This window comes from Sphingobacteriaceae bacterium (assembly GCA_002319075.1).
Lineage (GTDB): Bacteria > Bacteroidota > Bacteroidia > B-17B0 > Aurantibacillaceae > Aurantibacillus.
The window spans coordinates 1,507,177-1,533,345 of the sequence record NVQB01000001.1 but is presented as its reverse complement, the minus strand read 5'-3'; the positions used below and the strand labels follow the sequence as shown (position 1 = coordinate 1,533,345).

14 protein-coding genes are annotated in these 26,169 nt (G+C 37.7%); 10 read left to right on the top strand and 4 right to left on the bottom strand.

The genetic code is table 11. The features are described 5' to 3' along the window. Positions 1 to 195: 195 nt before the first annotated feature. The gene (locus tag CNR22_06760; protein ID PBQ31476.1) at positions 196 to 2,700 is read right to left on the bottom strand and encodes a hypothetical protein; all 2,505 of its coding nucleotides are present in this window, start codon (positions 2,698 to 2,700) and stop codon (positions 196 to 198) included. Between the two features lie 151 nt (positions 2,701 to 2,851). On the opposite strand from CNR22_06760, the gene CNR22_06755 reads away from it, so the two are divergent. From CNR22_06755 to CNR22_06730, 6 genes are all read left to right on the top strand, one after another. Beyond that, positions 2,852 to 6,463 (top strand): hypothetical protein, encoded by a 3,612-nt coding sequence (locus tag CNR22_06755; GenBank protein PBQ31475.1) that lies wholly within the window; start codon positions 2,852 to 2,854, stop codon positions 6,461 to 6,463. 140 nt (positions 6,464 to 6,603) lie between these two features. Further along, the gene (locus CNR22_06750) at positions 6,604 to 8,871 is read left to right on the top strand and encodes an NADP-dependent malic enzyme (protein PBQ31474.1); all 2,268 of its coding nucleotides are present in this window, start codon (positions 6,604 to 6,606) and stop codon (positions 8,869 to 8,871) included. Between the two features lie 7 nt (positions 8,872 to 8,878). Further along, positions 8,879 to 9,478 carry a Holliday junction branch migration protein RuvA gene (locus tag CNR22_06745; GenBank protein ID PBQ31473.1) on the top strand — a complete coding sequence of 200 codons (600 nt, stop codon included), beginning with the start codon at positions 8,879 to 8,881 and terminating at the stop codon, positions 9,476 to 9,478. Between the two features lie 10 nt (positions 9,479 to 9,488). Next, positions 9,489 to 17,036 (top strand): cell surface protein SprA, encoded by a 7,548-nt coding sequence (sprA, locus tag CNR22_06740; GenBank protein PBQ31472.1) that lies wholly within the window; start codon positions 9,489 to 9,491, stop codon positions 17,034 to 17,036. 75 nt (positions 17,037 to 17,111) lie between these two features. Beyond that, positions 17,112 to 17,492: a glycine cleavage system protein H gene (gene gcvH / locus CNR22_06735; GenBank protein ID PBQ31471.1), complete on the top strand. Its 381-nt coding sequence runs from the start codon at positions 17,112 to 17,114 to the stop codon at positions 17,490 to 17,492. A gap of 66 nt (positions 17,493 to 17,558) precedes the next feature. Then, positions 17,559 to 17,966 (top strand): hypothetical protein, encoded by a 408-nt coding sequence (locus CNR22_06730; protein PBQ31470.1) that lies wholly within the window; start codon positions 17,559 to 17,561, stop codon positions 17,964 to 17,966. Between the two features lie 3 nt (positions 17,967 to 17,969). Here CNR22_06730 and CNR22_06725 read toward each other — a convergent pair whose 3' ends face one another. Further along, positions 17,970 to 18,911 carry a hypothetical protein gene (locus CNR22_06725; protein ID PBQ31469.1) on the bottom strand — a complete coding sequence of 314 codons (942 nt, stop codon included), beginning with the start codon at positions 18,909 to 18,911 and terminating at the stop codon, positions 17,970 to 17,972. Positions 18,912 to 18,956: 45 nt separating this feature from the next. On the opposite strand from CNR22_06725, the gene CNR22_06720 reads away from it, so the two are divergent. The 4 genes from CNR22_06720 to CNR22_06705 are packed head-to-tail and all read left to right on the top strand — an operon-like array spanning position 18,957 to position 24,697. Next, positions 18,957 to 19,973 carry a hypothetical protein gene (locus tag CNR22_06720; protein PBQ31468.1) on the top strand — a complete coding sequence of 339 codons (1,017 nt, stop codon included), beginning with the start codon at positions 18,957 to 18,959 and terminating at the stop codon, positions 19,971 to 19,973. A 46-nt stretch (positions 19,974 to 20,019) separates the two neighbouring features. Then, positions 20,020 to 21,570: a hypothetical protein gene (locus CNR22_06715; GenBank protein ID PBQ31467.1), complete on the top strand. Its 1,551-nt coding sequence runs from the start codon at positions 20,020 to 20,022 to the stop codon at positions 21,568 to 21,570. A 20-nt stretch (positions 21,571 to 21,590) separates the two neighbouring features. Beyond that, positions 21,591 to 23,117, top strand: a complete 1,527-nt coding sequence (locus CNR22_06710; protein PBQ31466.1) for a hypothetical protein — start codon at positions 21,591 to 21,593, stop codon at positions 23,115 to 23,117. A 41-nt stretch (positions 23,118 to 23,158) separates the two neighbouring features. Continuing rightward, on the top strand, positions 23,159 to 24,697 hold the full coding sequence (locus CNR22_06705; protein PBQ31465.1) for a hypothetical protein: 1,539 nt from the start codon (positions 23,159 to 23,161) through the stop codon (positions 24,695 to 24,697). Between the two features lie 111 nt (positions 24,698 to 24,808). On the opposite strand, the gene CNR22_06700 is transcribed toward CNR22_06705, so the two are convergent. Then, the gene (locus tag CNR22_06700; GenBank protein PBQ31464.1) at positions 24,809 to 25,444 is read right to left on the bottom strand and encodes an SCO family protein; all 636 of its coding nucleotides are present in this window, start codon (positions 25,442 to 25,444) and stop codon (positions 24,809 to 24,811) included. Further along, on the bottom strand, positions 25,422 to 26,105 hold the full coding sequence (locus CNR22_06695; protein PBQ31463.1) for a hypothetical protein: 684 nt from the start codon (positions 26,103 to 26,105) through the stop codon (positions 25,422 to 25,424). Before CNR22_06695 ends, CNR22_06700 begins: the two co-directional genes overlap by 23 nt. Between the last annotated feature and the right edge of the window lie 64 nt (positions 26,106 to 26,169).

Sequence of the window (26,169 nt, the reverse complement as noted above, 5' to 3'; positions counted from 1 at the left end):
TATACGTTCAGAAAGACTGCTTACTGAGCACGAACTCACAGTCTAATGCGATTGAACTCCATTTGCTAAATGAAAATATTTTTTAGAAAGAAAGAATGTCAACTCGGGCGAATTGCTATTTCGGGCGTAGTAGAGAAAGTGCAAAAAAAAAGCCATCCCTGGAGATGGCTTTTTTAATTTTATACTTCAGAACGCTTAATTATTTTTAATCGGCTGTGATCCTTGTGGTACTGTTGGTTGCGGTACTTGTCCCAACATCTGAGGGGTTATCATCGGCAATACTTTCTTAACTTCTGCATAGTTTGGATTAATTTGCAGAGCTCTGTCCCAGCTGCGTTTAGCTAGGGTATATTTCCCCTGATTAAAATAAGCACCTCCTAAATTGTACCATGCTTCCTGGTCGCCCGGACTTAATAAAGTCCATAGGTTATAAGCAATGGCAGCAGAATCCATCCGTCCGCGGTTGAAAGCCATTGAGCCTCTATTCTTAAGATCGTTTGAATACACCTGGTAATAGTTTCTTAAATAAGGATTGTTTGGATACAAACGTTCTGCGTTTTTCCAGTAATAAAGGGCTTCGAAATCTTTACGTAATTTGAAATAAGCAAGACCTAAATTTAAATACCCGTTAACATAACGTGGATGTAAATCGGTAGCATGTTTCAGGAATGAAATTCCTTTGAAGAGTGCTGCTTCGCGTTTGTTTTTATATCCACCTTGTTTTACTTCTTCATCAGTAATTACAAGCGTTCCGTTGTAGTCGTTAAAACGGGTAGAATCCTGTCCAACTACCTGAACTCCTGTAACCTCTTTCGTGTCAGCCAAATCAACCCAACGTGCACCTGCATTACCAAGCACAAGTACAGAGTGAGGCATGGTTTTTACGTCTTTCAAGAATAAAGTAACGTCATTTTTCCAGTCCCAGTTACGCTCCCATGTTTTGCAACCAAACAAGAAAGTAATAACCAATACAAGAGACACTAATGCTGTTTTTCTTACATTGATAGTTACCGTAGAGAGTTTATCTAAACCTAACAAGATCCAATAAGCTATTGCGATACAGAATCCTATAGAAGAGTGAAAGATCAAACGTTCACCCATGGTAGCACCAATATCCATTAACACGTTACCGATCATTAAGGCAAAAATGATGTAGGTCATTAACGCAAAACCTAAGATGTGTTTTTTCAAAGTATAGTACACTGCCGCTACAACCATTCCAACGTGAATCACAATAGAAAGAAGGAAATCCCAACTTGTAAAGTGACGGTACTCGATAGTGTTGTAGGAATAATCAGAAGATAAAGTTGCAGGGAAAAGTTGTAACCATAAATATTTTAAAAGTACAAACCCTTTGGTGGCGAAACGTTCTTCACCATTGGCCAATAAGTATGGATTATTTAAAATTTCTGTATCCGGAACTCCTGGTTTCAGTTTCACCGCAACTAAACGCATTGCTAAATAAAACAACATCACAAAATAAAACCAGCTTAATAGTTTATGGAAATTATTTTTCTTGTTAGAGCCCATAATATAGATCCCTACAATAACATAAAGAAACGGGAATATCCAGAATGAGCGGATGGGTTTGGCACCTGGCGCTGCGTGCATGTCAAAATCACGTTTCAGGTAAAGCATCATACCCGCGCAGATAACGAAGGCGAGACCAACATATAAAGTTTGTTTGAATTCTTTTGTATCGAAGAAAGTTTTTACATCAAAATCATTTTCTGTAAACGTGTATACGGCCAAAGGAATTAGAATGAGTAAAGTAACGGCGTATTCTTTTGATAAAAGCGCCAGTAAAAACATGAAGGAAGCCCAGAAAAGTTCCTTGTTCTTTTTCGTCTCCAGGTACTTAAACGTGTAGAAGAACGTGAGCGAGAGAAAGATCAAAGAGAAGATCTCATCACGACTTTTCACATTGGCAATAGCTTCAGAGTGAATTGGGTGCATGGTGAAAAGTAAAGCAGCTAAAAAAGCAAGATCCTGGTTGGTGCGGAAAAAATAACGTGAAAACACCAGGTACAAAAGCATACAACCTAAAGCGAATGTCCAGATGTTGTTGAAGTGACGCACATTTGCGCCATACACCTGGCAGTCGATCTCGTTAAAAATTCCATCCACGTTAAGATCTTCGTCCCACTCGTTTTTGAAGTTTTTATTTAAATCCCAGCAGTTATAACATTCGTTACCTTCTACAACACCGTTATTGTTAAGGTCAACAAAATCATTGTATTCGTAATTGGTTTCAGGCCTTCCGCAAGGTGATGTAAAATTTACCATGTCCTTATCGAGTATGCCATTCCGGTTAGAATCTTCTACCTTCATGTATAAACCAGTACGGTAGTTACCAATAACTTGTTGTTCAAGAGCAAAACTTACAACAGAAAGCGGACGGTAACGACCCCCGGCTAATTGATCGGTAGCGCACATACGACGGTAAAAACTTTCATAAGCATCACGCGTCATAATATCCTTAATACCACGAACCCCTTTAATTACGTGGTCGTTTTGGTGAATAATAATCCCGTCATCCAGCGCGTATTCTCCATTAATAGAAGTGATATAAAATACAAAACCTACAATCCCAATAAGAATCATAGCAATCTTTTGATTTAGAAAAGAAAAATACTTGAAGGTTTGACTTAGTGGTGCAAAAGTTGGTGCTTTTAAGGATGTCTTATTTACCTGTGCCATAAAAAATATTAAATATCTGTAAATTACAAATATAAAAGCATTTTAATAATCCTTGCCAAATATTTTTTACTGATTCATGAGAATTATCCTTATTTTGCTGATGTCATGTCAATTTCAAGTATTTTTTTGACTACTAGTTGCAAGGAGTAAAATGAAAAAGAGCCCGGGCCGTCTTATTTTATTAATTGGTGGAATCTTTCTGATCTTGGCTGCTGTTTTTTACAACCAGAGCTCAACACTTTCCTTCCAAAAAATAACACAAATTTCTTCAGAAAATGTCCAAACCAAAGCTCTTATTTGTAAGGAGGGATTAAATGCGCTTTTGCAAGACGATCTGTCAAAAAACTGGCAAGGGCTTGGTCGCTATTACGAAGAGGATAGGGTAGGACTTTATCTCTGGCAAAAAGACAGTTTAGAGTTCTGGAATAATTCACAGATTCCCCTCCAAAAAGAAAAGTCGTTTTTTAGCGAAGAGCAGGGATTGGTAAAAATGCCACATGGATTTTACCTCTACTTTAAAAGAAGTGAAGGTCAAAAAACCGCTTTGGCTTTGTGCCTGGTAAAGCCAACCTATGAACTGCAAAATAATTACCTCAAAAACCGTTTCCGAAGCTGGACAGGCATTCCGGAAGATGTTAAAATGGATACTACTAATTTGTTGCCCAATAAAGTTACTCTTGGCGGTCAAAATTTGTTTTCCATAAAAGGGAACGACGAAGTTTACTTTTCTGAAACCGCAGATACAATTTCTTTATTAATTTTTTTTCTGGGCCTTGTTTTTATTTTAATCGCCATTTTACTTTATGTGATTGCAAAGGCTTCTCTTTTTACATTAGCAGCCTCCAGTGCCGCAGTTCTGTTAGTTCGTTTTTTAATGCTTTGGCTAAAATGGCCGGCTTTTTTTTACAGAACTCAACTCTATGATCTCCGTATTTTTGGAAACGCAGAATCTTTTGTAAATGGCTATCTGGGAGATATTTTTATAAATGCTCTAACACTACTGTGTTTAGCGGCTATTTTTCATTTTCAGTCGTCGCAATTTAAAAGTCGCACGGCCCGGTTTAGTTTTTCCTTTCTGCTTTTTGTTTTAATTTTCGTGGTCTTTAACCAGTTTAATCAAACGGCAATAAGTCTTATTAATAACTCTACACTGAGTTTTGATTTTCTAAGCATCTTTAATATCAAAATTCCTGTGTTTATTGGTTTGGGAGCCTTAAGTAGTTATGCCTTAGCCCTTTTTGTCCTGATCAATAAATCCCTTTCTCTTTTTTCGACCAAAACCTGGCGTGGCGCTTTTCAATTTTTTATTTTATATGTTTGTTTGTGTGCTATTCAGCAAGCTTACACACAGAGGCAAGGTTTTCTTGAAAATTACTGGCTGCTGATTTATGCCTCGCTTCTTTTGGTTTTGTTGCGGATTTATGGTTTTAAGATCGCCCTCGCGCTAGGCTTGCAAATTGTGTTGATGTCGGTGGTGACTTCTAAATTATTTAATACCTACATCACTATAAATCAGGAAAAAGATCTTAGTATTTTGGCAATTAAGCTCAGCGAAAAACAAGATCCTATTCTTGAAAATGAATTCTCGGGCATTCCTGAAAAAATGGGCAGGGACGAAGGTTTGAACACCATGGTAAATTTTTTGGATGAGATCCCGACTTCAGAAAAGGAAGTCTCCTTATTACTCAAACAAAAATATTTTAGCGGTTATTTTGATCGCTATACTGTTCAGTTTTCACTCTTCGATAAAAACTGTAAACCTTTATTCGATGTGAAAGATCCCCGGTTTACGAACGAAGGTTTTTTTGACGATCTTATTCGCGAAAATTCTGATTCAACAGCTACTCTAGAACTTTTTTTTGTGAAAAATCACCGGAAAAACGCTCAGTATGTGGGGAAAGTAGAATTAAAAGAGAAGAAACTTTTTATCGTCATGGAGGCTAAACAGTTTGAAGAGCTCGGAAGTTTCCCCGACCTGCTGCTCGATCAGTCGCAACAAAAACCAGAAAAACTAAAAAGCTTCAGCCACGCTGTATATCGTGCTGAACAAGTTACAAGCCGCTTTGGCGAGTTTAATTATCCTTTTTCTTTGCAAGATTCTTCAATGCTGGCAAGATCCGAACAGGAATTTATTCATCATTATTATCACCCTGATGAGAATACGGAAGTGATTATCAGTCAGAAAGCGCGCAAATGGAATTACTTTTTTACGTTCAATTCTTACCTCCTCTTGTTTTTTTCTTTGATGACCTACCTTTCGTACCTGGTTTATTCTGCTTTATTTACAAATCATTTTAGTAGTCCTACTTTAACAAGACGTATTCAAACCATCATTGTTGTACTCTTATTATTAGCCATGTCGGCCGTGGGCATTACTTCGGGAACGCTTGTCAGCGCTCAGTTTGAAAAAAACAATAAAAAGCAACTTGAAGAAAAAACACAAATTATTATCAATGAACTTACCGCCCAATTTACACCAGAACAGGTTTTCGATCCCTCACAAAAAGAACTCATTAATTTAAAATTAAAAGAATACTCGCGTTTGTTTAATACACCCATCAGTTTATTCTATAGAAACGGTGAGTTGTTTAATACAAGTGAATCTAAACTCTATGACATGGGTCTTGCCGCATCTTTCGTAAATCCTAAAGCATTTTGGAAGTTAAAAGACAATCAGTCCTCCTCTGAAACGGTAACGGATAAAGCCGGGGCTTTAAACTACCTGTCGCTTTACACGCCTTTATTCGACTCTAAAAAACAGCTCATAGGCTTTATTAATCTTCCCTATTTCGCCAGGCAAAGTGATCTTGTAAATGAGTTGTCGGGAATTATCAGTGCGCTCATAAATGTGTATGTAATTTTATTCGTGATCAGTATTCTCGCTGGTTTAATCTTATCCGGCTTTATCACTCAGCCATTGCGCTTAATCAAACAACAATTAAGTAATGTTTCGCTGGGAAAACAAAACGAAAAAATTGTCTGGCAAAGCAACGATGAAATTGGGAAACTGGTTTCGGAGTACAATCAGATGCTTGTAAAATTAGAGAACAGTGCCAATCTACTGGCGCAGAGCGAAAGAGAAAGTGCCTGGCGTGAGATGGCTAAACAAGTAGCCCATGAGATTAAAAATCCTTTAACCCCAATGAAGCTGAACCTGCAGTATCTTCAGCATTTGATGAAAAATAATCCCGATGATTTCAGGGAAAAATTTGAAAGAACAAGTATCGGAATCATAGAACAGATAGATTCACTTGCCAATATTGCCAATGAATTCAGTAACTTCGCAAAACTCCCGGGAGCGCGTCTTGAGCCTATTAACCTGGCCGAAATCTTAACCTCTTCGGTACTTATTTTTGAAAACAGAAAAAGCGTAAGCATTGTAAATCGCGTTGTACAGCCCGAGATTTGGGTGATGGGTGATCGTGACCAGGGACTTCGTGTTTTCAACAACATTTTAAAAAATGCCATCCAGGCTTTAGAAGATCAGGAGAGTCCGGAAATCGAAATTACGCTAGAAGAAAAGGAGTTTTCGGTCATCGTAGCCATAAGAGATAACGGTTGTGGGATTGACGAAGATCTGAAAACTAAAATTTTTACGCCAAATTTTACGACTAAAACAACAGGTTCAGGGCTCGGTCTTGCCATGGTGAAAAATATCATGCAAGGTTTTGGCGGAAGTATTTCCTTTACATCTGAAAAGTATTTGGGAACTGTGTTTTATCTGGAGTTTCAGAAAAGTACAAGCGACCAAAATTCTTTGTAAAAAGCGAGTTATCGTCAAAGCAAAAATCTGCGTGTAAATTCAACCAAAAATAGCAGGTTTTAAACAGGGTAAACTCTTACATTTTAACACTTTTTTCCTTCTAAATAATTAACTATCTTCGTTTTCCGTTTTAAAAAAATATGGCAAAATTTAGAAGAGAAGATGCGTTAGATTACCATTCACAGGGACGTCCCGGTAAAATTGAAGTTATACCAACCAAACCATACAGCACTCAGCGCGACTTAACTCTTGCTTACTCTCCGGGAGTGGCAGAACCTTGCCTCGAAATTGAAAAAAATCCTGAAGATGCCTACAAATACACCGCTAAGGGAAACCTGGTAGCGGTTATTTCAAATGGAACGGCGGTGTTAGGACTTGGAAATATTGGCGCCTTGGCTTCAAAGCCCGTGATGGAAGGAAAAGGATTGTTATTTAAGATCTTTGCAGACATAGACGTTTTTGACATTGAAATTGATACTACAAACATTGACGAATTTGTAAACACAGTAAAAAATATTGCTCCCACTTTTGGCGGTATAAATCTCGAAGATATTAAGGCTCCGGAGTGTTTTGAAATTGAGCGCCGTTTAAAGGAGATATTGGATATTCCTTTAATGCACGACGATCAGCACGGTACGGCCATTATCAGTGCAGCAGGAATGCTTAACGCAGTGGAGATCTCCGGTAAAAAAATGTCACAGGTAAAAGTAGTGATTAATGGAGCTGGCGCATCAGCCAACTCCTGTGCTAAGCTCTACATTGCTGTTGGCGTTAAAAAGGAAAATATTTTAATGCTGGATAGTAAAGGCGTTCTTCACAAGGGGCGCACAGACCTTGATCAGTACAAATCATTTTTTGCAGCCGAAAAAACCGATAAAAATACTTTAGCAGAGGCTATTAAAGGAGCCGACGTTTTTGTAGGCCTTTCAAAAGGAAATATTCTGAACCAGGACATGGTTCGAAGTATGAATTCAAATTGCATTGTTTTTGCCCTTGCTAATCCAACGCCGGAAATATCTTATGAAGATGCTATAGCTGCACGTCCTGATATTATCGTAGCCACAGGCAGAAGTGATAATCCCAACCAGGTAAATAACGTTTTAGGTTTTCCTTTTATTTTCAGAGGAGCTATGGATGTGCGCGCAACTACTATCAATGAAGAGATGAAACTGGCGGCAACATTAGCTATTGCTGCTTTGGCAAAAGAACCTGTTCCTGATTATGTAAACTTAGCTTACGGTTCTAAAAACCTAAGCTTTGGATCTGATTATATTATTCCCAAACCGATTGATAACCGCCTGATTAGCGCAGTATCTTCAGCTGTGGCGAAGGCTGCGATTGATAGTGGTGTAGCCAAATTAAAAATTACAGATTGGGACGCTTACCGTTCTGAACTCGAAAACCGTTTAGGAAAAGATAACAAGTTAATGAGAAGCCTGGCTGATAAAGCCAAAAGCAACCCTAAACGCATTGTATTTACTGAAGCTGATAATTATAAAATCTTGAAAGCTGCACAGGTTGTGCGCGACGAAGGTATTGCCAAGCCCATCTTACTGGGTGATAAAACAAAAATTCAAAAACTTGCAGAAGAGAACTTTATTGATTTATCTGAAATGCAGTTAATTGACTCTGTTCATGATCTGGAAGATAAGTTAAATGAATTTGGTGATATGCTCTGGCAAAAGCGTCAACGTCGTGGTTTAACACAATACGACGCCCGAAAACAAATGCGCGATCGTAATTATTTCGGCGCCATGATGGTGGAGAACGGAATGGCGGATGCTATGATCAGCGGTTTAACCCGCAAATACGGTCAACCGATCAGGCCAGCTTTGGAGATCATCAACATGCTTCCAGGTGTTAGCAGAGTTGCCGGACTTTACATTATGGTAACAAAACGCGGTCCGTACTTTTTTGCAGATACTACCATGAATGCTGATCCAACAGCTGAAGAGCTGGTGGATATTGCGGTTTTAACAGCTAATACGGTAAAACAATACAATATCGTTCCGCGTATGGCTATGCTCTCTTATACAAATTTCGGCTCAGCTGAAGGAGAAGTTCCCAATAAGGTAGCTAAAGCCGTTAAAATTTTACATTCTAATTACCCTGGATTGATCGTAGATGGCGACTTGCAAGCGAATTTCGCAACCAATAACAACTTGTTAAAAGAACAATTTCCTTTCAGTACGCTTATCGATAAAGACGTAAACACTTTTATTTTCCCTAACCTGGCTTCTGGCAATATTGCTTACAAGTTGATGCAGGAATTGGGTGGAGCCGAAGCCATTGGCCCGGTACTCATGGGTTTAAATAAACCTGTTCATGTATTGCAATTGGGTAGCAGTGTGCGCGAAATAGTTAATATGATTACCATTGCGGTGGTAGATGCTCAAAATAAAAAGTAATCTCTGAATGTCACTCATCAATTACGTTAAAGGTCACGTTGCTGCGCGAAATCCTGCTTTTATGGTTATAGAAGCCAACGGGGTAGGCTATGGTCTGTACGTGTCGCTTCAAACCTACTCAAAAATCGGCGAACAAACAGAGGCACAGCTATTTATAGAAAGCGTTTATATCCGCGACGATAATCCCAGGTATTACGGTTTTGCCGAAGAAGAAGAACGCGAGCTTTTCAGAAAGTTGATTTCGGTAAGCGGGGTGGGAGGTTCAAGTGCTTTGTTAATGTTATCGAGCATGAGCGCCACAGAGATTGCCGGCGCAATAAATACTGCCAATGTCACGTTGCTAAAGAGTATCAAAGGAATAGGCGATAAAACAGCTCAAAGGATAGTGGTGGATCTAAAAGGAAAAATGGGTAAACACGAAGGCGGAATTTCACAGATTTTGGCAACTTCGTACAATAAAAATAAGGATGAGGCGTTAATGGCTTTGGTTACATTGGGTTTCCCGAAAATTGCTGCGGAAAGAGCTATCGAAAAGGCTATAAAACAGCAGGGTACTGGTACCGAAAATGTGGAATTACTAATTAAAGCAGCATTAAAGAACTTTTAGCCAGTAAAGAGTGAGAGCCAACGGACTTATAAATTTTGTATTGATAACCAGCGCTACGGCCTGTCTCTTTGGTATGGTTACCAAAACAGATTTGTCGCAACCCGATGACTTGTCATTTATGCCTGACAAACATGTTTTTCCTCCCGATTCTCCTGATGTGGAGGAGGAAGAAGAGCCTGATTTGTTATTTAAATTCAAAGATAATAACGGGAACCCGCCCATGCTGGATCCTAAATCAAAGTTATATCTGGAAGACCCGGAAAATATTAAAACCGAGGTAGAATACGACCCCAAGACTGGAAACTACATTGTAAAACAAAAGGTTGGAGAACAAAATTACCGGCCTGAGACATATATGAACCTTAAGGAATACAAGGAATATATGTACAAAAAACAAATGCGTGAATACTGGCGTTCGCGCGTGGCAGCTGATGAACTCAACGATCAGCCACGTAAAGGCATTTTACCTAAATTACAGGTTAACAGCGAATTATTCGACAGGATTTTTGGTGGAAATACCGTAGACATAAAGCCAACTGGTACTGCGGAGTTAATTTTCGGACTTAACAGAAATAAAAATTTAAATCCGGCTATTCCACAAAAACAACAAAAAGTAACCAATTTTGATTTTAACATGCGTATCCAGTTAAACCTTATTGGGAAGATTGGAGACAAATTAAAAGTCACCACCAACTATAACACCGAAGCTTCTTTTGATTGGGAAAACCAGGTGAAAGTAGATTACACAGGTTACGAGGACGAGATCATTAAGAAGATTGAAGCAGGTAACGTAAGCTTGCCGCTTAATAGCACTTTAATTTCGGGTAGCCAGACTCTATTTGGATTTAAAACCACCTTGCAATTCGGTAAGCTAACCGCTACTACAGTGTTCTCTCAGCAAAAAGGTAAAAAGCAGGAGATCACGGTGCAGGGCGGTGCGCAAATGCAGACCTTTAACATTACCGGAGATAACTACGAGCAAAACAAACACTATTATTTAGGACATTATTTCAGGAAGAATTATGACAAATGGATGTGTACTTTACCTGTAATTAATACTCCCATTATTATTACAAAAGTTGAGGTATATGTACTCGGTACCACCGGAACTGCAGAACAAACGCGTAACGTGGTGGCTTTTGAAGACCTTGGAGAAGCTATCTCTAACGTTGAACCACAATTAACAAATAACATTTCACCAGTAAGCTATGCTATACAAAATCCTAACCCAGCCGACACCATTATTCCAAACAACTATATCAATAATCTTTATGATAACCTTGTAGGATCGGGCGGTATATTAGCAACCCGTAACTTTTCAGATGCAGCTGTTTTATCTTCGAGTGTTGTAGCTACAAATGCAAACATTGAAGGAAACGGATACATGTCGGAAGGTAGAGATTACGTGAAAATTCAAAATGCCAGACGTTTAAATTCTACAGAGTTTTTTGTAAATACACGTACCGGTTACATTTCACTTAACCAACAGTTAAATAACGACCAGGCTCTCGCTGTATCGTATCAATTTACCTACAATGGCAAAACCTACCAGGTGGGTGAGTTTAGCGAGCAGGTTCCTGATAATACGCAATTGCTTGTATGTAAATTATTAAAAACAAATGCAGTAAGCGTGAAGCATAAAATGTGGCGTTTGATGATGAAAAACGTTTATGCATTGGGCGCTTATAATTTAAACCCTCAGGATTTTAAACTTGATGTTTATTACAATAACATTGAAACAGGTGTCGACATGCCTTACCTGCCTTACGGCAGAGATGTGAACGGAAAACAATTAATTCGCGTTTTACAGTGCGATAAATTAAATACAAATGGCGACAGAGGATCTGATGGGGTGTATGATTTTATTACAGGGTATACGATTTCACAGCTCAACGGCCGGGCTTATTTTCCTACGGAAGAACCTTTCGGAAGAAGTTTGATAACGAGCGCTTCGGATATTGCAGGAACCACTTGTAGCGACCAAATTAAATTTGTTGCTGAAGATTTTCCAGGGGCCAATAATTACATTTTTACAGAGCTTTACGACTCAACGAAAACAGCGGCATCGTTTATTCAAAATAAAAACCGTTACAAGATCAAAGGAACGTACCGTTCTTCATCAGGATCTGAAATTGCTTTAAACGCTTTAAATATTCCACAAGGTGCGGTAGTTGTAACGGCTAACGGTATTGCCCTGGTAGAAAATACAGATTATACCATTGATTATACTTTAGGAAGAGTAAAAATTATCAATGAAGGTATTTTAAATTCAGGAGCTACTATTAAAGTATCGCTTGAAAGTAACTCGCTTTTCCAGGTTCAGCAGAAAAATTTATGGGGAACGCGTCTTGATTACAAAGCCGGGCGTAACTTAACCTTAGGTGGAACTTTCCTGAGATATACAGAAAGACCTTTAACACAAAAAGTAACTATTGGTGATGAACCGGTAAGTAATATCACAGCCGGAGTAGATTTTAATTATAAAACAGACGCTCCTTTTCTAACGCGTTTACTCGACAAGCTTCCTTTCTACAGTACGAAAGAAATGAGTACCATTACTACGCGCGGTGAGTTTGCAAAACTTTTTCCGGGTAACGCTAAAGCCATTCGTAAAAACGGTGGAAATTCCTACATCGACGATTTTGAAGGATCCGTTTCGCTTATCGACGTAAAAGGCGCTAGCAGTTGGTTCCTTGCAAGTATTCCAAAGGTCGCGGGCTTGTTTCCTGAGAGTTCGCTTATTGATGGTAATTTAGATATCGGGAAAAACCGTGCGCGGTTTAATTGGTATAATATCGATGCGATGTTTACCCGTGATCAAAGTGGAACCACGCCAGGGTACTATGCAAGCAAAAAGCTCTTCTCAAATAACATGTGGCGCCAGGTTTTTGAAACAGAATTGTTCCCGGGCAAAACACCTCCTAACGGTCAGCAGGTTGTTTTACCTTTGCTTGATCTGGGCTTTTTTCCTTCAGAACGTGGTCCTTACAATTATGATGTTAATCAAACCCAAACTTCAAAAGGGATCAATCCTAACGGATCTTTGAAAAATCCTGAAACCCGCTGGGGGGGTATCATGCGCAGGTTAGAAACAAATGATTTTCAGGCAGCGAACGTAGAATATATCCAGTTCTGGATGATGGATCCTTTTAATGAAGATTATGATGCAGCAACTGATACTGCCTTCGATAAAAATAATTTACCGGAGGGAGATCTTTATATTAATCTTGGAAATATTTCAGAAGACATTGTTAAGGATGGTGGAATGACTTATGAGAACGGACTTCCAGGCCAGTCTTCTTTTGCAAATAATCTTACTGTAAATGAAACACCTCTTGCCGATGTTCCTACGCTCGCCCCGGTTATTAACGCTTTCTCGCAGGACAATAACGACAGACCCGACCAGGATGTGGGCTACGATGGTTTAACGGATGAAGAAGAAAGAGATCGCTTCAAATCAGCTATTGATGATATGAATAACGGTGGTTTTACTGATGCAGCCAAAGCTGCATTTAATTCTGATCCATCATCCGACAGATATCATTTTTTCCGTGGTGACGATTATGATGCGGGAGATGTTCAGGCAAACACTATAAAACGCTATTCGGGATACAACAATCCTGAAGGGAACTCTCCAACCGAAGCACAATACCAGGCTCTGAATAACCAGGGTTATCCAACAGGAGCAACGAACGTTCCAAACATTGAAGATATAAACAGAGATAACACTCTAAACACCGTAGAAAATTTTTATCAGTACCATGTGCGCATAAGTCCTACAGCTGTGAGTCCATCACGCGTTGGAACAAATTTTATTGTAGATGCCTTTGAAGGTTCGGCAGAATTTAGTGGAGTAACTAAAACGGTTAAATGGTATCAGTTTAAAATTCCGATTTCACAGTTTGAAAGTAATGTAGGTGGCATCGAAGGATTTAACTCCATTCGTTTTATGCGTGTTTATATGAAAGGCTTTAACCGGCCGGTTTTACTACGTTTGGCACGCTTTGAACTTGTACGTAGCGATTGGCGTCGTTACCAATACGACTTAAAACAGCCGGGTGAGTATATTGCGCACGATGATAACGGAGCTGTATTTGACGTGTCGGCAGTTAGCTTACAGGAAAACTCTACGAAAGTTCCGGTGAATTATGTAATGCCTCCGGAAATTGATCAACAGCAGAATGTTCAGACTACAAACCTGGTACTTTTAAACGAGCAGTCACTATCACTTCGTGCCTGTGATCTAAAAGATGGAGACAGCCGCGCTGTATTTAAGAACGTCGATCTCGACACGCGTATGTTTCAGAATATAAAAATGAACGTACATGCTGAGCGACTAAATAATCAACCCTTAAATGATGGGGATGTGAATTTGTTTTTCAGAGTAGGAACAGATTATAACAACAACTTCTACGAATACGAAGTACCTCTAAAATTAACCGCTAAAGGGATATACGATCCAAACAGCGTTGATTCACGCTCGCAGGTGTGGATAAAAGAAAATGAAGTGAATTTTAATTTCGATCAGATCAGTCTTGTAAAAGATGAGCGGAATCAAAAGTACGGGTACTTCAGTGAGCTTAATCAATTGAGTGAGCCCTATTCAAAGGATATGGGCGGATATACCATTACCATTGTGGGTAACCCGAATTTAGGAACGGTAAAAAGTATTATGGCAGGTGTGCGTAATCCGAAGAGCAGTGATGGTTTGGCGCATTGTGTGGAAGTATGGATTAATGAGTTACGTTTAACGGATTTTAATAACAAAGGTGGCTGGGCAACAACAGGGCAAATGCAGGCCAAGTTGGCTGATCTGGGGATGTTAAATTTAGCGGGAACCTATAAAACACCTTTCTGGGGCAGCGTAGAAAGTAAGATCAATGACCGTAGTAAAGAAACTAATAAATCCTGGGACGTAAGTACTTCCATTAACGCTGGAAAATTCTTCCCCGACAAATGGAAAGTAACTTTGCCTGTTTTTTATAATTATGGCATTACTAAGATTACACCACTGTTTAATCCACTTGATCCGGATGTAAGAACAGATGCGTTTAAAGATAATCCTGAAGTGCCTCAGGCCAAAAAAGATGATGTTTTAGATCAGATAGTAGATTACACACAACGAAAGGGGTTTAACCTCACCAACGTTCGTATTGACGGTTTAAAGCGTCCCAAGGCCAAACCAAGGCTGTGGGATATTAGTAATTTTTCTGTCACCTACGCGTATAACGAAACCCGGAAACGAAATATAAATGTAGAGTTTAATAATTTACGGCAGGATCGCGGTAATATTCAGTATGCTTATTCCATCCGAAATCCCTTAACCTTGAAGCCGTTTACCAAAGTCAAGCTTTTTCAAAACAAATGGTTTACACTTATTAAAGACTTCAACCTGCAATTAGTGCCAAGCAGTTTTGGAACTTCAATGGATGTTAACAGAACGTATACAGAACTTAAAAACAGGGATATTACCAGCTTTTACGCAGGATCGAATGATTTTGATAACCCTGTGTTAGTAAATAAAAATTTTACAATTACGCGGAACTACAACTTTGTGTGGCCTCTTAATAAATCATTGAAATTTGATTACCAGGCCGCAAATGATGGCCGTGTAATGGAAGAACAAGGCCAGGGTTTTAACCGGAAAAAAGTTCAAAAAACATTCTTCAATGGCCTTAAAACACCTGATGGCAGAGATTCTGTGGGTAGATTTGGAGAGAACACCGTGTACAGGCAGCAGATGAATCTGAATGTGGATGTGCCGATTAATAAAATTCCAATTTTTGATTTTGTAAAAACAAGCTACCGGTATGGAGGTACTTATACATGGACTCGTAGACCATTTGCGGCGAACGATGTAGGGAACACCATTCAAAATACCCGCACTCATAATCTTACAGGCAACTTTAACATGATTCAACTCTATAATAAGATTCCTTATTTTAGAAAAGTAAATAATCCTGGTAGTGGCAATACAAAGACTCAGATAAAAGGTGGCAAAGGCGGCGCTCCTGAATTAAAAACGTCTAAAGAAGGGCAGGATGCCAGAAGCGCCGAGAAGCCAATGTCGGCAAAGGATTCCAGCTTTAAAGCGATTGGCGAATTATTGGCCCGCGGTGTCATGATGTTAAAAAGCATTTCTATTACCGGACAAATACAAGGCGGACAAGGTTTACCAAACTTTCTACCGAGCTCTCAATACGGAGGAATGGATTTTGGAAATTCTGCGGCTCCAGGCTTTGCATTCACAACCGGTATGTACGATGCAAATATTCGTGAAAGGGCGCGTGACAACGGCTGGTTAACCAAATACCAGGGCGGGGCAACCACTCCTTATTCGGAGACCTATTCAAGAAGCTATACGTATAAGGCCAACGTAGAGCCGCACGGTAGTTTAAAAATAGAATTGAATGGAAGTTATTCTTATACTAAAAATAAAACCGCTTACATTTTATACGATACTACAGCAAACGCCGAAGGATTTATAAAGAATTATAATCTAAATGGAAGTCCGTCTGAAACAGGGAATTTTAATATTTCAACACTTACCTTTTTTAATTCCTTTAAGGATGGGAACAGTTTAGTAGATTCGAAATTGTTTGAAGATTTCAGAAACAGCCGAAGAAATATGGCAGATCAACTGGGTTCGCAAAATGCACAAAATTCAACCGGTGCCGTAACTTATACAACCATTAACGATCAGGGGCAGGTAATAACCCAAAGTTATCGCGATGGTTATACAGATAACCAACAGGACGTTCTCTTAGGCGCGTTTTACGAATCTTATACAGGTCATAAAATTAAAGATTACAACACAAAGAACATCTTTCCAAGCACCCCATTGCCCAATTGGACTATTACATGGGATGGACTTGGCAAACTAAAGCCCGTGAAGAAAATTTTCTCAAGCGTTACAGTACGTCATGCTTACAGAAGCAACTATAACATCAACGGATTTACCAATAACCTTCTTTACGAAGAGAAATTTGGAAAACAGTCGGGTCGTATGCCAGTGGCCCAATCTAGCGGTACTACAAGTATTAATTCAAACTTTGTGCCATACTACACTATTGGTTCTGTAACCATGATAGAGCGCTACGAGCCGCTTTTAAAGTTTGATTTTAAATTTCCTAAGCCAACCTGGGGATTAAATGTCGAAACGCGTCGCGATAAATCCACAACGCTTAACATGACTGCTTTTCAAATCATTGAAAACAAGGGGCAGGAATATATTATTGGCGGCTCTTATCAAATACCGAAATTGAGAATCAAGGCTGTGAAAATTCAGGGTAAAGTATTAGAGAGCAGTTTAAATTTACGACTCGACTTAAGTTTCCGTAAGAACATTGCCGTTATTCGCCAGATAGAGACAGGTTTAAGCACGCCAACAGGAGGAACAAATATTATCACTTTACGTTCGTCGGCCGATTATCAACTTACTCAAAACATAACTCTAAGGTTATTCTACGATTGGGTGCGCACAAAACCACAAACTTCGGCATCCTTTCCTACTTCTAGTACAAACGGAGGCTTCAGCTTAAGAATTACCTTCCAGTAGTGCGAATATTAATTTCTTAACAGGTCTTAAAATTTAAAACAAACCATTACATTTGTACCACAAAAAAAAATAAATATGAATTTTCCAGCAGATCTTAAATACACAAAAGACCACGAGTGGGTAAAAATTAATGGTAACGAAGCTACCATCGGAATTACTGATTTTGCACAACGCGAATTAGGTGATATCGTTTATGTAGATGTAAACACAATTGGTGAAACAGTAGATAAAGAAGCTGTATTTGGAACTGTAGAAGCTGTTAAAACTGTAAGTGACCTTTTTATGCCTTTAAGTGGCGAAGTTCTGGAAATGAACAAAGATATTGATTCAGCGCCTGAAAGCGTTAACCAGGACCCATACGGAAAAGGCTGGATGATCAAAATTAAACTTACCAATCCTGCTGAGGTGGATGAACTATTAAGTGTTGACGATTACAAAAAATTAATCGGAGCTTAATCCAGTTATAAAATTAAAAAAACCCTTTTAAGATTTCTTAAAAGGGTTTTTTATTAATCATAATTCATGCAGACGCTGAAAAAATTTGCTTTTAGAAACGCTGGTGTACTGGCCATTTTGTGGGCCCTGTTTATTTTTGTCTTATGTGCAACCCCTGGCCAATATATCCCTTCAGCTAACTGGTTAGAAATTTTGAGCTTTGATAAATTCGTGCACGCATCGCTGTTTTTTGCGCTCACAGTGCTTATGTTTACCCTTGCGATAAAATACAACAGAAATAAGAATGCATTTATATTTTATTTTTTACTTGCAGTGTGTTACGGAGCTTCCTTAGAACTTATGCAGGCCTATTGGTTTAGTAACCGCAGCGCAGATTGGAAAGACATGGTGGCCAATACTTTTGGCTGTGTAGTTGCCGTTTTACTTCTCAAAAAGTTACGGGTGTTTTACGCGAAAGAAGGTGTTAGACAATAACACTTATTTGGCCTTGTAATCTGGCATTCTTTTTTTGTTTTTTCTTGGATCAGGTTTTTTAGAAGGCTTCAAAGGATCAATGGCACTGTTAGCCTCAACATTCTCTACAAGAACCCATCTGTCTTTTTGCCGCTCGAATGCATCAAATTGAGCGTCCGGCCCGTAGTATTGAAATTGTCCTTCCAGTACGCTGCCTCTTTCTTTGGGAACAAGATGACTGAATAAAATAATGTCTCTTTTTTCATTGTACTTCACACTCATACTTACTTCCTGACTCCATTCAAACATAATACGTTTTGGATTTTTTTTCGGAAACCTAAAAACATCTTTTCCAAACACAGGAGTGCCGTCTCCACGAAAATAGAGCACATCAATAAATTTTCTTTGCGTGAGCTTATCGTTGCCATCCCAGCCAATCAAAGTATAATAATCGTTGCCCTGCACAAGCTGTGTGTAAAGCATGCCAAACCATTTGTCGGTTGTTCCTATATAAGTTTCAGGATTTTTTACGGTAGCCGAACGATCTATGAGCCGGAAGAATTCATAAGAAAACTGAACTTCATGTTTCATAAATCCGGTCTTAACTTTTTTACTTGTGTTAACGAGAAGGTATCCAAAGAAAGCGTGGGTGCCATTCTCCAGCGGAAGATTCCAGGTTATAAGTTTAAATTTTTTGTCTTTTGGAATTAATATGGAAACTTCACGCAGACTATCAAATGCATAGTCCATAATTTTTGGATCCGCAACAATTTTTTCCCACTCCCGCATAAACTCTTTATTGCCTTCAATGCGTTCTTTCTCAATGCGGCTGAAAAAAGTTTTTTTCTGAAGGCTTTGAAGATTTTTTTCAACTTGTTTAAAAACATGAAAGGAAGAATCGTTTTTTTGCGCAAAACAAAAAGAACCAATAATTGCCAAAAAAGAAAATATGATTTTTTTAAACACTATTTTTATAATCAGGTTTCTGAACAAAGATACAAATAACCCGTAATGATTAGTAGTTTAAGATGGCTGAGGCTTTTTGCAAATCTGTGTCTGTTTATTGTTTTCCTGATTTCTGCCTTAAATTATAAAACCAGTGTCTACCTCTTTTACCAGGTTAGTGGACAAGTTCGTCTTATTCTGAACACTCAGCCTATTGAAAAGTTTGTAAGCGAAGCAACACTATCAGAAGTAGAAAAAAATAATCTCCTCCTTATTGAAGAGGTAAAAAACTATTCTGTTGACAGCCTTGGATATAAACCGACTAAGAATTTTACAAGCATTTACGATCAACGGGGCGAACCTGTATTGTGGGTGATTACTGCATGTGAGCCATACGCTTTAAAACCTTATGAGTGGAAATTTCCAGTGGTTGGCCGAGTAAGTTATAAGGGTTTTTTTAAAAAAAATCTCGCCACAATCGCCTACAACCATATGGCTGCATTAGGATACGATGTGGATCTCAGAAGTGTTTCTGCCTGGAGCACATTGGGATGGCTGAAGGACCCGGTTTTAACCAGCATGTTAAAACGCAGTAAGGGGAGTTTATGTAATTTATTATTTCATGAGTTATTTCATGCGACTTATTACGCTCCAAATTCTGTTGACTTTAACGAAAACATCGCCAGTTTCATTGCTCACAAAGCTACCCTTCGGTTTTTAAAACGAGATACACTTGCTTTAAATGACTACCTTCAGAACTATGAAGACAACAAGGTTTACAATGCTTACATGCTGCGAAGAATTGAGTACTTAAAAAACTATTATGATCAAATAAGAGATCAACCTTCTAAAAGTAGTTTAAAGTTAAGGGCAATCCTGCAGATCGTTGACAGTATTGAAAAACTTCCGCTCAAAAAGTCTGAAAAATACAGCTCCAGAAGAAAAGAAATTCTTAAATTTAAAAATGCCTATTTTGTTGATTTTGTCCAGTATGACAGTATGCAGGACAGTTTGGAAGAAGTTTTTAACAAAATTTATACAGGGCAAATTGAAAAATTGGTCCAACATTTGAAGCTGGAATAAATCTATTATTAATTTTGGTAACTCATTACAAAACCCACACAAAACCATGAAAAAAGTATTACTTTTTTGTACTCTCGTTATAGGCTCTTTTTCAGGTCAGGCTCAAGGTTACGATATTAAAATAAATTTAAAGGGCTGTCCTGATACCACAGTTTATCTTGCGCGTTATTTTTTCGATCAGATGCCCATTCTTGATAGTTGTAAAAAAGTAAAAGACGGAAAAATACAATTTAAGGGAGCGGTTGATTTACCAAAAGGAGTTTATTTTTTAGCTAACCAGGCACGCAATTCTTTTTATTTTCAATTCATTGTAGATAACAATCAAAAATTTACTATTAATGGTGATCACGCAGATGTTTCCGGCACCTTAAAAAGTTTAACCGACAAAGAGAACGAGCTGTTTTTTACTTATGTAAAATTTATGACTGGAAAAAATCGTGAGTTGATCCAGTTGCAAAATCAATCGGTAGGGAAAAAAGACAGTGCGAAAGTAGTAGGTGATAAACAAAATGTTCTTAGCCAGGAAATGGTGAAGTACGATGTTGATTTCAAAATGAAGAACAAAGGAAATTTTGTTGCAGATCTGATGAATCTTAAAACCGAAAAATACCCGGTAGACGCTCCACTTGCTAAGAATGGTCGCCCCGACAGTATTTACCAGTTTTATTATTACAAATCGCATTTCTTTGAAGGCGTTAACTTTAAGGATGACCGTATTTTATCGACGCCTTTTTTTGCTGACAGGATTAAAAAGTATTTTGATCAACTTGTTGTTCAGCATCCCGATTCCGTTATTAAAGAGCTTGATAAAATTCTTAGTCAGTGCACACCTGGCAGTGATATGTTCAATACGCTTGTGGGGCATTTCACTTTCAAATATGAGCAGGATAAATCGATGAGTTTTGATCAGTTTGGTAACAGCAATACTTTCGAAAAGGTATTTGTACACCTTTCAAATAAATATATTGTGAGTGGACAAACGAACGGGTATTATTCAGATGAAACGGTTGCCAAAATTAAAGAGCGCGTAGATATCCTTGCCAACCTGCTGCCGGATGCAAAAGTTTCAAATCTTTTTATGATTGATACAACTTATGGTAAAAGGGTTTTGAAAATGGGATTTGACACCGCACATAGCAGTGCAAGCGTTACCTACTTATACAATAAAAATCTTCCGCAGCTAACGCCAATGTTTAAAGCCCTCTATGATGTTAAGGCAAAATACACGGTTCTTGTTTTTTGGGCAGCTGATTGTGGTCATTGCACAACTGAAATACCGAAGCTTCACGAAGACCTTAAAAAACTAAAAGGTGTTGCTGACGTAAAAGTATATGCCGTTCAAACAAAAGAGGAGCTCTTTGATTCCTGGAAAAAATTTATAATTGAAAAAAAATTAACGGACTTTGTTCACGTTTTCGACCCTATTCATTTAAACAACTTAAAAGATCAGTTCGATATAACGGCAACTCCGGTAATTTATTTGTTAGACAAGGACAAAAAAATAAAAGGTAAAAAATTAGGCAGCGACCAGGTTGTTGAAATTATAGAGAAACTGGAAAGTATTGAAAAAAATTCTTTAAGCCAGCAGAAAAAATAAACCAAACTAATTTAAACACCGTGAGAAAAATAAGTCTGATAATTTTAGTTATAGCAGTTTGCTTTGGAGCTAAGGCTCAGGGAGGTTATGACATTAAAATCAATATTAAGAATTTTAAGGATTCTACGGCTTATTTGGCCAAATATGTATTTGATCAAACCTACATTGCCGATACTTGTAAAAAAGTAAAAAATGGTGTTGTAGAATTTAAAGGTAAAACAGCGCTCGACAAAGGTGTTTATATTTTTGTAAATCAAGACAAAGCTTTTTTCTTTGAGTTTCTCGTAAATGAGAGCCAGAAATTTACCATCAATTTGGATGAGAAAAATATAGGCGCCACTGTTAGTTCTCCAAACAGCAAAGAGAACGAACAACTATTTTCTTATTTGAAGTTTACAAGTCAAAAGAATGTAGAATTTGACGAAACGCGTTTAACTACTGCCGGCAAAAGTAAAGAAGATAGCATCAAGATTATGAAAGCCAAGATAACACAGCTGGAAGAAGATGTAAAAAAATTCGATAAGGAATACATGGAGAAAGTAAAAGGCACTTTCATTTATGACTTTATGAATTTAAAAACAGAGAAACTGGCTACCGATGTGCCTAAAGCTTCTAACGGCCGTCCGGATAGCATTTATCAATATTATTATTACAAAAGTCACTTTTTTGATGGAGTGAATTTTAAGGATGACCGTATTTGCAGAACACCTTCTTTCGATGATCGCGTTAAAAAATATTTTGAAAGTGTAATCGCTCAACACCCGGATACTTTAATTCAGGAAATCGATAAAATTTTAGGACGTTGCGATCAGGGAAATCTCTGTTACAATGCGATGCTTGGTTATTTTACTTATAAAAATGAACAGAGCAAAGTAGTAGGTTTTGATAAAGTCTTCTTGCACATGGTAGATAGCTTTATCCTTGCGGGGAAAGCAAAAACGATTTACCCGGGAGAAGAAACCATCAAATTGTTTAGTGAAAGATCCAAGATCATGAATCCTTTATTAGAAGGTAAAAAAGTACCGGATCTTTACATGATTGATACTATAAATGCGCCAATAGTGCGAAAGATGGGTTTTGATACAGCGCATTCAGTAAAAAGCATTACAGATCTTTATTATAAAAATGAAAGAAAACTTGGCAATTTGTTTGTGCGGTTACACGATGTGGAAGCCAAATATACCATACTGGTTTTCTGGGCTGCAGATTGCGGACATTGTCAAAAGGAAATTCCTAAATTAAGCGAGAACATGAAGCAACTAAAGGGTAAAGTAGATGTTAAGGTTTTTGCTGTTGAAACTAAGGATGATCAATACACGCAATGGAAAAAGTTCCTGGTAGAGAATAAAATTTCTGATTTCATAAATGTTTATGATCCCGTTCATTTAAATAATGTAAAGGAAAAGTTTGATGTAAATTCTACACCCTTGATTTATGTTTTGGATAAAGATAAAAAGATCATCACAAAAAAAATTGCATCTGAGTATGTTGTAGACCTGATTAAAAACCTTGAAAAACAATCCACTGAAACCGGAAAAAAACCTTAAAAAAATAAAAATACATCTAAAAAAAACACCAAAAATCACACATGAAAAAGTTTATACTCTTACTGGCATCTTTAGCTGTTTTCTCGTTCACCGCAAAATCGCAGGGTTACGACATTAAAATAAATTTTAAGGGTTGTAAAGACTCTATGGTCTACCTGGTAAAATACCGTTTTGATCAACGGTTTATTGCCGACACCTGCAAAAAAATAAAAAATGGCTTTATAGAGTTTAAAGGTAAAAAAGAATTGGATAGAGGAATGTATACGCTTGTAAGCGAAGGCAAATCTATTTATTTCGATTTTTTTATTAATGATACCCAGAACTTCACTATTACCACGGATATGGCTGATGTTGTGGGAACTCTGAAAGTTACCGGTAGTAAAGACAACGATCTTTTCTTTACATATACAAAGTACATTACTTCTAAAAATGGCGATTTCACAAAGTTTCGCGATCAAACCAAAGGGAAAAATAAAGAAGACAGTACTAAATATATGAATGATAAAATCAAGCAGCTAAATGATGAAGTGAAAAAGTATGATGCTGATTTTTTGCAAAAAGTAAAGGGGACATTTGTTTATGATGTGTTTAATTTAAAAACTGAAAAGGAACCTACTGATATTCCTAAAGCAAAAAATGGTCGTCCTGATAGTATTTACCAATACTACTGGTACAAAGGACATTATTTTGACGGCGTTGATTTTAAAGACGAAAGAATTCTATACACACCTTTCTTCGATGTAAGAGTTAAAAAATACTTTGAAAGTGTAATTTTAAATCATCCGGATACTATTATCCAGGAGATAGATAAGATGCTGGGGAAATGTGTAGAGAACAGTTTAACTTATAATTTGCTGGTTGGTTATTTTGCCTACAAATATGAGCAAAGTAAAGTAATGGGCTTTGATAAAGTCTTTGTTCACGTTGCTGACAAATACATCATAAGTGGTAAAGCAAAAATAGCTTATACAGATGAAACGGTTACAAAAATCAAAGAACGGGTAGATATTATGCGTAATCTGCTATTAGAAGCGAAAGTGGCCGAACTTTACATGATCGATACAACCGATGGTAGAGCGGTTCGTAAAATGGGATTTGATACAGCCAGTACAAGTAAAAGTATTACGGATCTTTATTATAAAAACATTGACAAACTTACTCCCTTATTTAAAACGTTGTATTCTGTAAACGCAAAATACACCATTTTGGTTTTCTGGGCAGCTGATTGTGGACATTGCCAGACCGAAGTTCCTAAACTTCACGAAGATCTTAAAGCCATTAAAGGAAGTGTTGATTTTAAGGTTTTTGCAGTACAAACTAAAGACGAACTTTACGATAGCTGGAAAAAATTTGTAGTTGAAAAGAAACTAAATGACTTTATACATGTTTACGATCCGGTGCACATTAACAATTTAAAAGACCGTTTCGATATTTATTCGACACCTGTAATTTATATTCTTGATAAAGACAAAAAAATTAAAGCAAAACGCTTAGGTGCCGATCAGGTGGTTGATTTCTTAAAGACCCTTGAAGCAATAGACAAAGAAAACACGAAACGTCAGGGTCAGAATAAAAACTAAACCGTGCTTAAACTGAGCATTTATTTTAGTGCTCGTTTAAATAAGTTATTTTTCGATTGGTATAAAAAATCCCCGCTAAATTTTAGCGGGGATTTTTTTTGAACTTTAAAATTAGCCTTCATTTTTAAGAAGGTGAATATCGGCTATCAACTTTTGCACTTCAGCTTTGTTTGTTCCATCATACATGCCGCGCATTCTGCCTTTTGTATCAATAAGCAAAAATAATTCGCTGTGCAGAAAACCTTCCGGACTGCCATCGTCCTCAAACGCGTTTACTATATAACTATTTTTTGCGAGCGCGTAAATTTCCTTTTTATCTCCCGTGAGCAAGTGCCATTTGTTTTTTATCGCACTATAAGTTGTTGCATAATTCATCAGAACTTCAACAGTATCATGCAAAGGATTTACCGAGTGAGACAAAATAAGGACAGAATCATCTTTAACGAAAGCTTTTTGTACATCAATCAAGTTTGTACTCATTTCAGGGCAAATGCTTTTGCATGTTGCAAAGAAAAAATTAGCAACGTAAATTTTATTTTTTACCGTTTCTTTTGAAACAGTCTCTCCATATTGGTTGGTGAATTTAAAATCGGCAATGGTATGGTAAACGGTGTCTTTCCCCGCATCTATTGAGACTTTTTTTTCGCCGTACACGGGAAGTAAAAATTTAGGAGCTTCGGGCTTGCAATTAAATAACAGTAAAACGGAAAGTGTTAAGGTGATTTTAGGAATTTGATTTAATCTCATTGGTCTCAATTAATTTTTGTTTTTCTTCTTTTAAACGTAAATGCTGATATTCATCAATTAAGCGCTTTATCTCAGACACATAGCGTGCATCATAGTAACCTCGCACACGCCTTTTTCCATCGATTAGCATAAAAAAACTGTAATCAATGTAGTAGGGTTTTTCAGCAAAGTAGGATTTTACTATGCTATCGAAACCGGATTTTTTCCATACGTAAAAGTGAACGTTCTCGTGATAACTCAATTTTTTAAGTTCGGCACTGGCCTTTGAACTTACACCATCATGCTCAGTAACCAAAACAAAGGGAATGTGCTCTACTTTTTGTTTTTTATAATTCAGGTATTCCCACAAGCCGGTTAAACGATAGGCGTCGTCCCGGTATTTATCTTTGATAAACATGATAGCATAGAGTGGCGTTGTACTGGTATCTATTGATTGGGAAACTAATTCAGAACTACTATCAGACTTTTGAGTGTAAAATCGGTCACTCACTTTATAGAAACTGGTATCACCCGCAGCAATTACTTTTTTTGGACCGTAAATAGGTAAACGCCGCGAATTGATTGTGCTGGTTTCTAAAATAAGCCAGAAGAGCGAAGGGAAAGCGATAATTACAAGCAACAACCATTTTTTATGTTTCACGGCATTTAATTTAGACTGCAAAGATAAGCCTGTTCTTCCAAATAAAAAACCCGGAATTGTTGGATTCCGGGTTCTTGCTAAGGTA